12 protein-coding genes are annotated in these 12,745 nt (G+C 72.6%); 4 read left to right on the top strand and 8 right to left on the bottom strand.

Annotation, left to right across the window (positions count from 1 at the left end):
• Positions 1-434: 434 nt before the first annotated feature.
• Positions 435-806 carry a MerR family transcriptional regulator gene (locus QIY60_RS28830; protein ID WP_283146111.1) on the bottom strand — a complete coding sequence of 124 codons (372 nt, stop codon included), beginning with the start codon at positions 804-806 and terminating at the stop codon, positions 435-437.
• A 26-nt stretch (positions 807-832) separates the two neighbouring features.
• Entirely contained in the window at positions 833-1,585 is a 753-nt protein-coding gene (locus QIY60_RS28825; RefSeq protein WP_283145094.1) for an SDR family oxidoreductase, read from the bottom strand.
• Between the two features lie 235 nt (positions 1,586-1,820).
• Between QIY60_RS28825 and QIY60_RS28820 the strand changes: the two genes are divergently transcribed.
• The 3 genes from QIY60_RS28820 (at position 1,821) to QIY60_RS28810 (ending at position 7,037) form a co-directional block, all read left to right on the top strand.
• Positions 1,821-2,297 (top strand): hypothetical protein, encoded by a 477-nt coding sequence (locus QIY60_RS28820; protein WP_283145093.1) that lies wholly within the window; start codon positions 1,821-1,823, stop codon positions 2,295-2,297.
• A 94-nt stretch (positions 2,298-2,391) separates the two neighbouring features.
• Positions 2,392-3,354: a hypothetical protein gene (locus QIY60_RS28815; protein ID WP_283145092.1), complete on the top strand. Its 963-nt coding sequence runs from the start codon at positions 2,392-2,394 to the stop codon at positions 3,352-3,354.
• Positions 3,351-7,037 (top strand): WD40 repeat domain-containing protein, encoded by a 3,687-nt coding sequence (locus QIY60_RS28810; protein WP_283145091.1) that lies wholly within the window; start codon positions 3,351-3,353, stop codon positions 7,035-7,037. Before QIY60_RS28815 ends, QIY60_RS28810 begins: the two co-directional genes overlap by 4 nt.
• A gap of 38 nt (positions 7,038-7,075) precedes the next feature.
• Here the strand turns inward: QIY60_RS28810 and QIY60_RS28805 are convergent, their stop codons facing one another.
• From QIY60_RS28805 to QIY60_RS28780, 6 genes are all read right to left on the bottom strand, one after another.
• Complete coding sequence (locus QIY60_RS28805) at positions 7,076-7,303, bottom strand: hypothetical protein (protein ID WP_283145090.1); 228 nt, start codon at positions 7,301-7,303, stop codon at positions 7,076-7,078.
• Between the two features lie 85 nt (positions 7,304-7,388).
• Positions 7,389-7,685, bottom strand: coding sequence for a hypothetical protein (locus QIY60_RS28800; protein ID WP_283145089.1), 297 nt, complete (start codon positions 7,683-7,685; stop codon positions 7,389-7,391).
• 452 nt (positions 7,686-8,137) lie between these two features.
• Complete coding sequence (locus tag QIY60_RS28795; RefSeq protein WP_283145088.1) at positions 8,138-8,764, bottom strand: disulfide bond formation protein B; 627 nt, start codon at positions 8,762-8,764, stop codon at positions 8,138-8,140.
• Positions 8,765-8,795: 31 nt separating this feature from the next.
• The gene (locus QIY60_RS28790) at positions 8,796-8,957 is read right to left on the bottom strand and encodes a hypothetical protein (protein WP_283145087.1); all 162 of its coding nucleotides are present in this window, start codon (positions 8,955-8,957) and stop codon (positions 8,796-8,798) included.
• Positions 8,958-9,101: 144 nt separating this feature from the next.
• Positions 9,102-9,560 (bottom strand): cytidine deaminase, encoded by a 459-nt coding sequence (locus QIY60_RS28785; protein WP_283145086.1) that lies wholly within the window; start codon positions 9,558-9,560, stop codon positions 9,102-9,104.
• 46 nt (positions 9,561-9,606) lie between these two features.
• A complete protein-coding gene (locus tag QIY60_RS28780) occupies positions 9,607-10,377 on the bottom strand; it encodes a metalloregulator ArsR/SmtB family transcription factor (RefSeq protein WP_283146110.1) in 771 nt (256 codons plus the stop codon).
• Between the two features lie 397 nt (positions 10,378-10,774).
• Between QIY60_RS28780 and QIY60_RS28775 the strand changes: the two genes are divergently transcribed.
• Positions 10,775-12,703 carry a helix-turn-helix domain-containing protein gene (locus QIY60_RS28775; RefSeq protein WP_283145085.1) on the top strand — a complete coding sequence of 643 codons (1,929 nt, stop codon included), beginning with the start codon at positions 10,775-10,777 and terminating at the stop codon, positions 12,701-12,703.
• Positions 12,704-12,745 lie beyond the last annotated feature (42 nt).

Here is a 12,745-nt window from a genome sequence, read left to right as displayed (position 1 = left end):
GGCTCCGCACCCGCCGCCGGGGTGGGGCGCGGCCCAGTCCTGGCCGCGTACCAGTGGTCGGTGCCCCAGGCGTCGTTGTAGCAGTTGCGGTCCGGCGTCCACATGTTGACCTGGGCGCGCCAGTCGTCCGGGGTGGCGTCGTGCACCCAGCCCCAGGCGGAGACGTTCTTCTGGGTGATCGGGCCGCACACGTAGGGCTCGACCTTGCCGCTGGTGGGGCGAAACCATGGCCACGCAGACCGTGCCCTGACTGTGGGCCCTCTGGAACGAATCGGCCCACTGCCAGTGGGCCTGGAGCTTGTTGCAGGGTGACGTCGGTTGAGCCGCCCAGGTGGTGGCGGCTCGATGGCGCCAGCAAGTAGACAGCCGTCGGCTCCGGGGAGCCAAGCCTTTCGGTGCAGAGCGAATAAGCCCCAAATGGCGCCAATAGGAACCTAGGCCACCGGGCGGATCCGGCCGCCCGTCTTCTCCTGGAGCGCGGCCTGGAGGCGGTCGCGGGCCTCTGTCTGGGCGGCGATGCGTTCGTTGAGGACCGCCAGCCGTTCCAAGGCGATCCTCAGACCCCGGTCCGAGGGCGGTGCCGCGGCCACGTCGCCGTCCAGGCAGGGCAGGAAGACCTGTACGTCGTCCAGGGTGAGGCCCGCGGCCAGCAGGTGGCGGATGTTGCGGACCCGTACCACCGTACGGTCGTCGAAGACGCGGTAGCCGTTGGCGGCTCGCTCCGAGGCGATCAGCCCGGCCTGTTCGTAGTGCCGCAACGCGCGCGCCGTGGTCCCGGTCGCCTTCGCCAACTCACCTATCCGCACCCGTTCCACCTCCCGGACCACTCTTATCACGCGACCACCGCACCTCCGTCGACCGGGAGGATCACGCCGGTGATGAACGACGCGGCCGGTGCGGCGAGGTGGGTGATGGCCCAGGCGACGTCCTCCGGTCGGCCGATCCGGCCCAGCGGGGTGTGCGCCAACTGCCACTCGCGCAGCGCCGCCAGCCGTTCCGGCGTGAGTCCCTGGTGCTCGCCGATCGGCGTGTCGATCGCTCCGGGCGCGACGGCCGCCACCCGGATGCCCCGGGGCGCCAACTCGACGGCCCAGCTGCGGGTCAGCGCTTCCAGCGCGGTCTTGGTCGCCGCGTAGAGCGAGTTCCCCGGCCAGCCCCGCTGCCCGACCGAGGTGCTGACGTTGACGATCACCCCGCCGGACGCCTCCAGGGATGGCAGCGCTGCACTGGCCAGCAGTGCGGGCGCGATCAGGTTGGTGGCGATCTGCGGTGCGATCAGCTCCGGAGCGAGGGTGTCGAGCGCACCGCTGCGTACGATCCCGGCGTTGTTGACCAGCACGTCCAGGCGCCCGTGCAGCTCCAGCGCGGTCTCGACGATCCGCGCGGGCTCGCCCTCGGCGGTGATGTCGGCGACCAGCGGCGTGATCCGCCCCCGGTCGGCGGCGGTCTCGTGAAGCGGTTCGGCCCGCCGCCCGACGGCCAGCACATGGGCGCCCTCGTCGGCGAAGGCGCGTGCGGTGGCCCGGCCTATGCCGGTACCGGCCCCGGTGACGACGACGATCCTGGTGTTGGTGTTGGTGTTCATGCCGTCATCGTTCAACCCTGCCGCCAGTGGCAAGGTCAAGGAGAGCACGACACCACGTGCCCTGATGCCCTACGCGAGAGGCCTCTTCGCGGATACGACAGCGGACGTATTCCGGCTCCACAGATGGCCACAGGCCCTGCGCCCGCAACGTACTGGAGCGACAATCTCGTTGGATCACAGGGCATTTCCGGACAGTCGGGTCGCCCGGGCTCCACAGACACGGGGGGACGAATCCATGACCGATCCCGTAACCGTCGGCGCGGTCACCGCGATCCTGGTCCGCTGGGCCCAGCACGCGGCCGGTGTCGCCGTCGACGGCCTCGTCACCGACCGGGCCAGGTCGGTGTGGGACGCCGTCGCCAACCGCTTCCGCCGCGACCCCCAGGCGGACGGTGCTCTGCGGCGCCTCGGGGACCAGCCGGGCAACGCCAACCGCCGCGCCGCCGTCGCGGACCACCTTGAGGAACTCCTGGCCGGGGACCCGGAGTTCGCCCGTACGCTGGCGGCCCTGGTGGCAGCCGAGGGCGACGGTCGAGCGCGAGGTACCCGGGTGGAGAACGCCGGGGCCGCGGTCATCGGCGGCGGCAGCGTGGACATCCGTGGCGGCGGTATCGCGGCGGGCAGGGACGTGACCGTGAGCGGCTTCTTCCAGCAGCGGACCACCGCTGCGGAGGAGTCGACCGAGGCGGACTCCGGTCCAACGGCGGGGTGAAGCGATGCGCTACGCGAGAGCCAGGTCCCTGGCAGTCGGAGTCCTCGTACTGGTCGCAGCCGGTTGTGGATCCCACGGCGGAGACCAGCAAACCGTGCGGCCACCGGCATCGGCGGTCAGCGACGGCGGCGGGCAGGACTCCCCGCTGCCCGGCGACGGCACCCCCGGCGCGAGCAGCGGCGCGCACACCTCGCAAGGCACGCACGGCGGTTCGCCGACGGCCGGCCCCGGTGAGAACGGCTCGCACACGTCCGGTTCAGGAGGCGACGGCGGCGGCTCATCCGGTTCCGGGAGTACGGGGTCCACGGACCCGGGAAACACCGGCCCCTCCGACCCGGGCAAGGGCAGCTCCCCCGGCTCCCCCGGCACCGGCGGCAAGGGCGGCACCGGCGGCGGCAAGTCCGGGCCCTGCGGTCTGTCGTCACCGCCCACCGGAACGACCGGCGGGCGACGCACCCAGACCGTGGTGTTCCCCAGCCCCGGCACCGCCCACACGTTTCCGCACACCAGCGCCGCCCTGCACGCCTGCGCGACCTCCGGCCTGCCCGTACGCTACGCGCTCGGCGGGGACGCCGGAGGCTGCAAGTTGGAGACGGCGAACGGCAGGACGACCGTCGCCATCAGGGGAAACACGGGAAGTTGCACCGTCCTCGCCTACCAGGACGGTGACGCGACCTGGGCTCCGGCCGGGCCGGTGCGCGGTGACTTCGCCGTGGGCTACCAAGTCGTGTCCATCTCCTGGGCCGACCCCAAACAGCCCATGCACTACCCCTCCGGCCCGGTCGGCGTCAGGGTCCGGGTGACGAGTCCGGATCCCTTCACGGGCGGGATGCTGACCATGACGGCCACGGGTGACTGTCAGCTCGAGAACAATTCGTACATCGGTGTAAACGACCCCGTGGTGACCGTGAAGGTGCAGCCGACGAAGCCGAGCGGCGCGTCCGGCGTGTGCACGCTGAACGGCGCCATGGGCTCCGACCACACCGCGAAATCCGTGTTCCTGCCCGAGCGCTCCTACACGGTGACCGTGTCGCGCAGCGCCGTACCGTCGCCGTGACGACCGACGCGGAGGCCGCGGACGAGCCGGACCCACCGGCGAGCGTCCGGAACACCGGCCCCGTCGTCATCGGGCCCGGCAGCGTCACGATCCGGGCCGACGGGCTCGCCGCGGGCCGGGACCTCCACGTCGGCACCTTCCAGCAGTTCCTGATCCAGCAGACCCTGGCCCCCCGGACCCCCACCCCGACCCGCTGCCCGTACCCGGGACTCCAGCCCTTCGGCGCGGAGTGGGAAGCGTTCTTCCACGGCCGCGCCGAGGAGACCGACGAGGTGCTGCGCCGCCTGGTGCGGCAGCCGGTCAGCAGTCTGGTGGGGCCCTCGGGCAGCGGAAAGTCCTCCCTGCTGTACGCCGGGGTGCGCTTCCGGCTGCGCGATCGCGGCCTGCCCGGTCTGCCGCGCTGGGCCGTGGGACATCTCGTTCCCGGCGAGCAGCCGGTGGAGCAGCTCGCCGAGGAGTTGCGCGATGCCTGGGGTGCGGCGGAGGGCGGCGAACTGCTGCCGGGTGCGGCGGAGTTGCGTCGTGATCCGGCGCTGTTCGGACGGTGGTCGGCGCGGCTCGCGCGGGCGACCGGGGGCCGGGTGGCGTGGCTGGTCGACCAGTTCGAGGAGCTGTTGCAGCCCACCGTCCCGGAGGCGGACCGCCGTTGTGTGGAGGAGGCGCTGCTCTCCGTCGCCGGCGAGGCGCACGGGGTGGCTCATGTGCTGGTGGCGCTGCGCGCCGACCTGTACCACCGCCTTGAGTCGAGCGCCCCGCTCGCACGGTTGGTGACGGAGCATCAGTACTGGCTGCTCCCGCTCTCGGACGCCGGCTTGCGCGGCGCGGTGCGCGGCCCCGCCGAGACCGTCGGCTGCCATGTCGAGGAGACGCTGGTCCGGCAGATCATCGAGGACGCCGGTGCCGGGGCCGGCAGCCTGCCCCTGATCGCGTACACCTTGAAGCGGCTGTGGGAGCTGCGTACCCCGGCGAACGAGCTGACGCTGTCCGCGTACCAGCGGCTCGGCGGTATCGGCGCGGTCCTGGAGGAAGGGGTGCAGGGCATCTGGCTCGCCCTGGACCCGGATCTGCACGACACCGTACGCCGCGTCTTCACCCGTCTCGCCTATCTGGGCGCCGGTGAACGGCCGACGCGGCACCGGGCACCCGCCGCGGAACTGGTCACCGAGGCCGACAGCGAGACGGCGGTGCTGGCGGCCGTCCGCCCGTTCGTCGAGGCGAGGCTCCTGCTCGTCGACCGCGAGCGGCGGACGGCCGAGCCGACGCTGGAAGTCGCGCACGAGGTGCTTCTGGAGAAGTGGCCGCTGCTGCGGCAGTGGCTCTCCGAGGACGTCAAGGCGAAGCGCCTGCAGGACGAGATCTCCGCGCAGACCCGCCGCTGGCTGGAGGAACGCCGGGACCCCGGGTTCCTCCTGCCGTCCGGGCAACTGCGCGGCCTCGACGAACTCGACGGCGCCCGGTGGTCGCTGAACCCGGCCGAGCGGGACTTCGTCCGGGCCTCGCGGGACGCGGAGGACGACCGACGCCGTACGGAGGAGCGCACCAGAGAAGCCGAGAGACGCACGAAGCTCGTGCTGCGGCGCCAGTTGTTCACCGTGCTCGGGCTGGTGCTTGCGCTGGTCGTCGGGGCGGTCCTGTTCCGGCAGGTGCGCGTCACCGAGGAGGCGAAGACCACCGTCGAGGGTCTGCGGCTCGCTGCCCAGGCGCGGACGGCGGCAGGTGAGCGGCGCGATGCCGCGGCCCTCATCGCGCTCGCGGGTGTACGGGTGCGGGACACTCAGGCCACGCGCGAGACGCTGGTGAACGTACTTGCCTCCCCCGAGGGCCAGTTGGCCTCGCTCGTCCCCGATCTGGGCGGTGTGGCGGCGAACGCGCTGGCCCCGGCCCTCACGGCGCAGGGGTCGGCCGTGCTGGGCTGCTCGGACGGGACCGTACGCCTGGTGGATCCGCTCACCGGACGGGAGGTGCGCCGCGCGGGCGCGCGCCATGACGACACGGTGACGGCGGTGGCCCTGACGAGGTCCGGCCACTTGGTGTCCGGCGACGAGGCCGGAACGGTTCTGATGCAGGACGTCGGTGGCGAACAGGCGACTGTACGTGTCCAGTCGCCGTCCCGCGTACGGGTCAGCGCGGTCGCGGTGGACGAGTCGGCCGGGGTGCTGCTGTCCGGAACCGACGACGGCGGGCTCGCCCGCTGGCGGTTGGCGCCGGGGCAGCCACCCGTACCGTTGCCGCTGGTCGAGCTGGGTGGGGCGGTGTCGGCGATCGTCGTGGACGAGGGGAGACACCTGGCCGTGGTGGCGGCGGGCGGGCATGTGGTGGCGGTGCGGGTGTCGGCGGTCGGCGACGCGACGGCGGCGAACGCGGAACTCCGCTCCGCGCCCTACGGAATCCGGTTGGCGCTGGGCCCGGACGGGCGCCCTGTGGCCGTCGACGGCACCCGGATCGACACGTGGGTGAGCACGGCGGCCCTGGCGAGCCCTCCCTCCACGGCCGCGGCTCCCACGGCCACGGCCCTGGTGGCCGATCCGCTCACGGGTGTGGTGTACATGGGTGACGAGGTGGGCCGGGTGCACGGCTGGGTGCTCCGTGGCGCGCCGGTGCGGCAGGGCGCGGCGCGCACGGGACCACCCGCCTCGCCGGTCCAGGACCTGGCCACGGACGGCCGGACGCTGGTGTCCCTCAACCGTGAACACCGCCTGGTCGCCTGGGATGTGACGGGCCGCCGCTCCCCCGCGTCCCACCCTCTGGCGACGGCCGACGGCGAGGTCACCGCGCTCGCGTACGGCCCCGGCGGCACGATCGCGGTAGGCACGGGCAGCGGCAGCATCAGCCTGCCCACCACCCCTTCCCACCCCTCGTGGAGCACCGGCGGCCCGGCGGTGGTGGGCCTGGCGTGGCGCTCGCCCACGGCGCTGCTGGCACTCACCGACGACGGGGCACTGCGCGAGCTCGACGCCCGGACGAACACACAGCATGTGGTGGTACGCCACCCGGGCGCCGTGGACGTACGGTCGGCCCCGGACGGCACGGCGGTGGCCGCCTGGCGGAACGGCCCGGTGCTGCTCCTGCCGCAGGACGGTCCGCCCAGAGGGGTGGGCCGGGCGGGCCAGGTGAGGTCGGTGGCGCTGGGACCGCACGGTGAACTGGCGGTAGGGACGGGCAACGGCGAACAAACCCGCATCCTGCTGTGGAGGGACACCAACTACACGACCGCCCCGGTCGAGTTGAAGGGCCATCGCTTATACGTCCCGACGCTGGCGTTCTCGCCGGACGGCCACATGCTGGCGAGCGGGAGCGACGACCGCCGCGTCATCCTGTGGGAGACGGACTCCGGCCGCCCCCTGCGCACACTGACCGGCCACACCGACACGGTACGGTCCCTGGCCTGGGGCGACGACCTGCTGGCATCCGGCTCGGAGGACAGCACCGTACGCCTCTGGAACCCGGCGACGGGCACCTCCATCGGCAGCCCCCTGCGCTACGCCGACGGCGACGTCGTCGCCCTCACCATGTCCCCCGGCGGACGCACGTTGCTGGAGGGCAGCGCGGCAACGGTGGTGCGGTGGCCGTTCGCGCTGCGGGAGTGGGAGGCACTGGCGTGTGCGGTCTCGGGCGGCGGGATCACACGGGAGACGTGGCGCGAGTATGCGCCGGGGTATGTGCCGGTCGCACTCTGCGGGTAATGAGGTCGGTTGCGGTTGGCCGGCGCGCGCCCGGTTCGTCACGAGGGCGCGGCCGCGTCTCCTCCCGACATCGCGTCCTCGTAGACGCGCAACGTGTCGACGAACATCTGGCGCTGTTCAGGCGTCAGCGGTTCCAGTGCGCGGCGCCAGGCGGTCGCGCCCGGGGCCAGCCAGGCGCTCCCGGTCACGCCGAGACCCCGGCGCTGCTGATCGGTGCGATCACCGACGCCGTCTGCGCCGCCTTGGGCGAAGACGTCCGCAAGCACGTGACCGTGCTCATCGCGGGCATCCCCGCCGGGCGTTCCGGAGTCGGCGGCGAGCCCGTCTGACGGTCTGATACCTGACGGACGATCAGCGGCACGCCGCCAGCGCGACCAACCCCCCGCACGTCGCCGCGTACGCGGCGAGTCCGGTCCACGCTCCCCGGTGGCTGAGCCGCTCCGCCCGGGCCGTGCTGCCGCCCCGGGCGGTCCAGCGCCAGGCGAGCACGGTGCCGGCCACGGCGCACAGGAGGAAGGCGAGGGTGACCAGGTGGAGCCAGTCCATCAGGGTCAGCCCGATGGTGCTGGTGACCACCGAGTCGACCTGCTGCCCGTTCGGCACCACCACGAACAGTCCCCCGCCCAGCACCCCGAGCCGGCTGTGCATGCCCTCCAGCGCGAAGCGGAAGCGCGTGGGAAACGCTCGCGCGCGGCAGTGGGTCGGAGCTCCGGTCCGGGCAGATCGTCCACAGCCACAGCCGTGCGGAGAACCGGCTCCTGACCGGGTCGATGTCGAACAAGTCGCTGAAGTAGGCACCCAGTTCACAGCGGGCCACTCCCGCGCGCGTCGGTGCCGCGGCGTACGCGGCCGGGGCCCAGAACGCCCACGCGCCGAAGGCGGCGGCCAGTACGGCCCCCAGCAGGGACAGGACAGCGTGACACTTTCGCGCGCACGGTTCCCTGACCGGAGGCTCCGTCACCAGAGGGTGCGCGACCCGAGGTTCCGCGACCATAGACGACCATCGTCACCCGCCCCGGCCGGGCCTGGACAGTCCCGGGCATCGGATGCGCCGGTGTGGGGGACACCTCCGCTTCTGCGTCCGAATGCGGGCTCGGGGGTCAGAGGAGGTCGGTGATGAGCCGGTAACCGGTGGGGTCGCCGGGCATCTGCCAGTGGAAGCCCTGGAGGACGAAGCAGGCGACGAGGTTGCTGGCCGCGAAGGCGAGCAGGACGGCGAGGGTCACGGCCGACGCCCTGCGCAGGGCGGGCGAGGTGACAGCGGCGTCCAGGGGCTCGGCCTCGGGGGCCAGGAACAGGGCGGCTCCGGCGGCGACCGCGGCGGCGAGGAAGGCGATCAGGGCCCAGGTGTACAGGTGCAGGCCGAACAGAGCACCCGCGTACCCGGGATCCGGGGGCACGATGTGCATCAGGACCTGGGTGGCCGAGACGGTGCTCCCGATCAGCGCGGCCACCACGGCCCACCCCCAGCCGGAGGCGAACTCGCGGGTGGTCACCGCGCCCTTCCGCGAACGGGCGATGACCCAGGCCGGGCCGACCGCGCTGAGCAGGAAGAACATCCGCTGGAGCAGACACATCGGGCAGGGGTACTCCCCCAGCCCGAACTGGAAGAAGTAGGCACCGGCGAGGGTGCCGCACATGCCCAGGACGTAGGCGTGGGCGAACCACAGCCCGAGGCGGTGGGAGAGGCGGGCAGAAGGGGCGGGGGCGGTGAGTGTGGCGGTCATGTGAGGTCTCCTCCTCCGAGGGGCGTACGGCTCAGAGGGCGATGTGGAAGGTGTGGTCCAGGACGTGGGGCAGGAACGCCAGCACCGTGGCGGCCAGGGTTCCCGTCCACAGGAGCGTCCGGAACCGGCGGGGCCACTCGCGGAGCACCGCCAAGACGCACAAGAAGATGAGGAGGAAGAGGAGGGTGTACATGGTGTCCCTGCTTCAGCGGAAGGCTTACGACCTCACCCTCCGCCCGCGCCCCGCACCCCGGTAGGGGCACCGCGTCGATGGACCCATAGAGCCGCTCTATGAGTACGCACCGCCCGCGGCGACCCGTTCGCGACGGCCACCGCGCTACGGCGTGCCGGGCCGCTCGCCGTCGTACGCCTTCGAGACCGCGTCCGGGCTCCATGCGTAGGCGAACGGCACGAGGTCCTTGATCCCCACGCTCGCCACGACGCCCCCGGCCGTGGGCAGGATCACGCGGATGTCCGGGTGGTAGTCGAAGAGCACCTGCCGGTCCCTGCCGCACGGGCCGACGACGCCGCGCCCCATGTTGCCGACGGCGACGATCGTGGAGAGCTCCCGGGCACCGGAGGCGCGTGCGCTGCCGAGGGCGACGAGTTCCGCGCAGGGACCGCCGGTGAAGTGGTAGAGGTTGATGCCGCCGTACATCGTGCCGTCGGCCGCGCGGACGGCGGCGCCCATGGTGTGGACGCCGTCCTCCCCGTCGGTGTTCGCGTCGACGATGCCGCGCGCGAACTCGATGAGTTCACGGTCGGCCGCGGTCAGTTCGTGGGTCGGGATCTGCATACCCGCAGGCTACGGAGGTACGGCTCGGGCCGCGAACGGATTGGCGTCAGGCCTCGCTGCCCGGGCGGGTCCACATCGGCAGGGACATCGGCTTGCCCGACTCCACATAGGTCTTGAGGTTGGACAGCACCGCCGACCAGCCGCCCGCGGCCTCGCGGCGCTCCTTGTCGTCGCGCAGGTTCTCGTGGGTGACGGTGAGCTGGACCGTGCCGCCGAGCGGCTTGAGCTCGAAGGTGACGGTGGCGGGGCCGTCGGGGCGGTCCTCGTCGGGGCCGGCCCAGGTGAACACCAGGCGCCCCGGCGGGTCGGCCTCGACAACGGTGCCCACGACGTCGGCGACGCCGGAGCCGTCGGTGCGGCGGTGCTCCCAGGCGGAGCCCGGCCGCCAGTCCGAGACGTTGCTGTGCCCCCAGTACGCGGCGGTCGTGTCGGGGTCGGTCAGGGCCTCCCAGACCTTCTCCGGGGTGGCCTCGATGTAGGTGGTGTAGACGAATTCCGGCTTGGCGGACATGGCGGACTCGGCTTTCCGTTTCAGTGCGCCCAGCGCCTGGAGGCGCGGGCGCTCGAACTTCTGGATCCACCGCTCCTGGATCTCGTGGAGCGGCACCGGGTTGAGGTAGTGGAGCTTCTCGCGGCCCCTGCGGACCGTGCTGACGAGATGCGCGGCCTCCAGCAGGCCCAGGTGCTGGGTGGCCGCCTGGCGGGACATCTCCAGACCGTCGCAGAGCTCACCGAGGGTCTGGCCGTTGTTCTCGAACAGCCGGTCGAGCAGACGCCGGCGGGTCGGGTCGGCGAGGGCCTTGAAGACCTTGTCCATCTCATCGCTCACCCTTCCATCATGCAAGCATTTACTTGCATGTCAAGTTCCGGAAGCCCGTCCGGAGCCCCATCAGCAGCGATTCCCGCAGCGCCGCATAGTTCTGGCCAAAACACGCGAAATTACTTGATCGCGCCATCGTGATGAAGTCCTAATGGCCGCGGGGGGTCCTGTCGTGGTGACGAAGAATGCAGCCGGAGAACTCAAGAGCAGGTCAGCGGTCCCGCTGCCGCTCTGCCGGGCGATCCGCCGGCCACGGCCCGCCCCCGGGCGCCATGCGTCCTTCCGCCGCGCGACGGACCGGCGGAGACTGGACACCCCCCATCACCCCCAACCGCTCTGTCGCGTCGGCGCGACCCGTCGGCGGAGCGTCCCCCTGCGCACAGTACGGAGTGAGATGTCCGAAGACACGGCCACCCTGAGCGGTGCCGTCACCTATCTGGAACTCCTGGCCGTGCGGGCCTCCCGCGGAGCCTTCAGTCAACCGGCGCTGCAGGCACGGCGGGGAGGCGCTCCGCCCCACGTCGTGGACGACCTGGAGCGGGCCGAGCAGCTGGCCCTCGGGGTCGAGCAGCAGATGGCCGACCTGGAACGGCGCAAGAACGAGCTCGCGCTGCTGATGGACACGACCCGGGCCCTGGCCGAGCAGGAGGACCTCGACTCGCTGCTCACGACCCTGGTCCGCCGCACCCGGCTCCTCCTGCACGTGGACATGGCCTGGGTGCTGCTCCTCGACGGCGAGGACGGGTCGTGCATCCGCGCCGCCGACGGCGCGATCTCGGTGCTCGGCGGGGTCGCCCGCGTCCCCGTCCGGCAGGGCCTCAACGCCATCGACGCGGTGGGGCAGTCGCCCGTGTGGACCTCCGACTGCCACCGGGACGACATGATCCCGCGCTCCGACCACATCGAGGCCGTCGTCGTCGAGGAGGGGCTGACGGCGCTGGTCGCGGTGCCGCTGCGCAGCGCGGGCAAGGTGGTCGGCGTGCTCTTCGGCGGCGACCGGGTCGCCCGCTCGTACACCGCGGACGAGGTGGCGACGATGTCCACCGTCGCCAACTACGCCACCGCCGCCGTGAAATCGGTCCAGGCCCTGGAGCTCGCCCGCGGCCGGGTCGCCGAGCTCGGCGCCGAGGTCGACCGGCTGCGCGCCCGGGAGCGGGCCCAGCGGCGGACGGCGCGGAGCGGCGGGCGGCTCGTCGAACTCGCCCTCGGCGGAGCCGACGTGAAGGCGTTCGCCGTCGCCGCGGGCCAGGAGCTCGACGGGTCGGTCTGGCTGCGCGACGAGAACGACGACACCATGGCCCGCACCGGCGCCGCGTGGGACGACGAGGAGGAGCTGGCCGCCGCCACCTTCACCGCGCGGGCCGAGCAGCGCGTCGTCCGCCTGGACGACGGCACCGTGGTGGTGCCCGTCCGGGCCGGCGAGGAGGACCGGGGCGCGCTGGTCCTGCGCTGCCCGGCGGACCGCAGGCCCGACATGGATCTGGTCCGGTACGCGGTCCAGGCGGCGGCGATCCTGGTCACGCTCAACCGCGGCACCGAGTCCGCCGACCGCAAGTTCCGCGACGAGGCGCTGGACCGGCTGCTCAACGGTGTCCCCTTCAGCCGCCGCTGCCAGCGCCGCCTCAAGGGGCTCGGGCTCGATCTGAGCCGTCGGCACGCCGTGATCGTCACGCAGCTCCCGGTCGGCGGCGGACATGCCCTGTCGACCTGGACGTCGACCTTCGTCTGGCTCCGCGGGGGCGCCAGGACGGTCCACAACGGCCATCTCGTGATCCTGCTGCCGCACTCCGACGCGCGTGAGGCGGCCCGCGACGTGAAGCAGCGGCTGGCCAAGACGCTCGGCCGGCCGGTCGCGGTGGGCGCGGCCTCGGCCTGCGGCGGCCCGGAGGAGCTCCTCGCCGCGTACCAGGAGGCCGCCGCCTGTCTGGACGTCCTGACGATCCTCGGCAAGGAGGACGCGGACACTCCGGCGATGGCCGACGAACTCGGCTTCGTCGGCATGCTGCTGGGCGGCAGCCGGGACATCGGCGCGTTCATCGAGCAGACGCTCGGCCCGATCCTCACCTACGACGAGCGGCGCTCCACCAATCTCGCCGCCACCCTGGAGGCGTACTTCGCGGCGGGCGCCAGTCCCACGTACGCGGCCGAGGCGCTGCGGGTGCACACCAACACGGTGGCCCGGCGCCTGGAGCGCGTCTCGCAGCTGCTCGGCCCCGAGTGGCAGCAGCCGGGCCCGGCCCTGGAGATCCAGTTGGCCCTGCACCTGTCCAAGGTCAGCGCGTCGCTGCGGGGCCACGCGGTGGCCGGACAGGTCGTGCGCTGACCCCGCTCCAGCAGGCTCGCACGCCCGCCCCGGTACGCGTAC

It is taken from the genome of Streptomyces sp. BPTC-684, assembly GCF_030028635.1.
Classification (GTDB): Bacteria; Actinomycetota; Actinomycetes; order Streptomycetales; family Streptomycetaceae; genus Streptomyces; species Streptomyces noboritoensis.
Note: the sequence above shows the minus strand (reverse complement) of the source record. Positions and strands in the feature narration are given on the sequence as shown.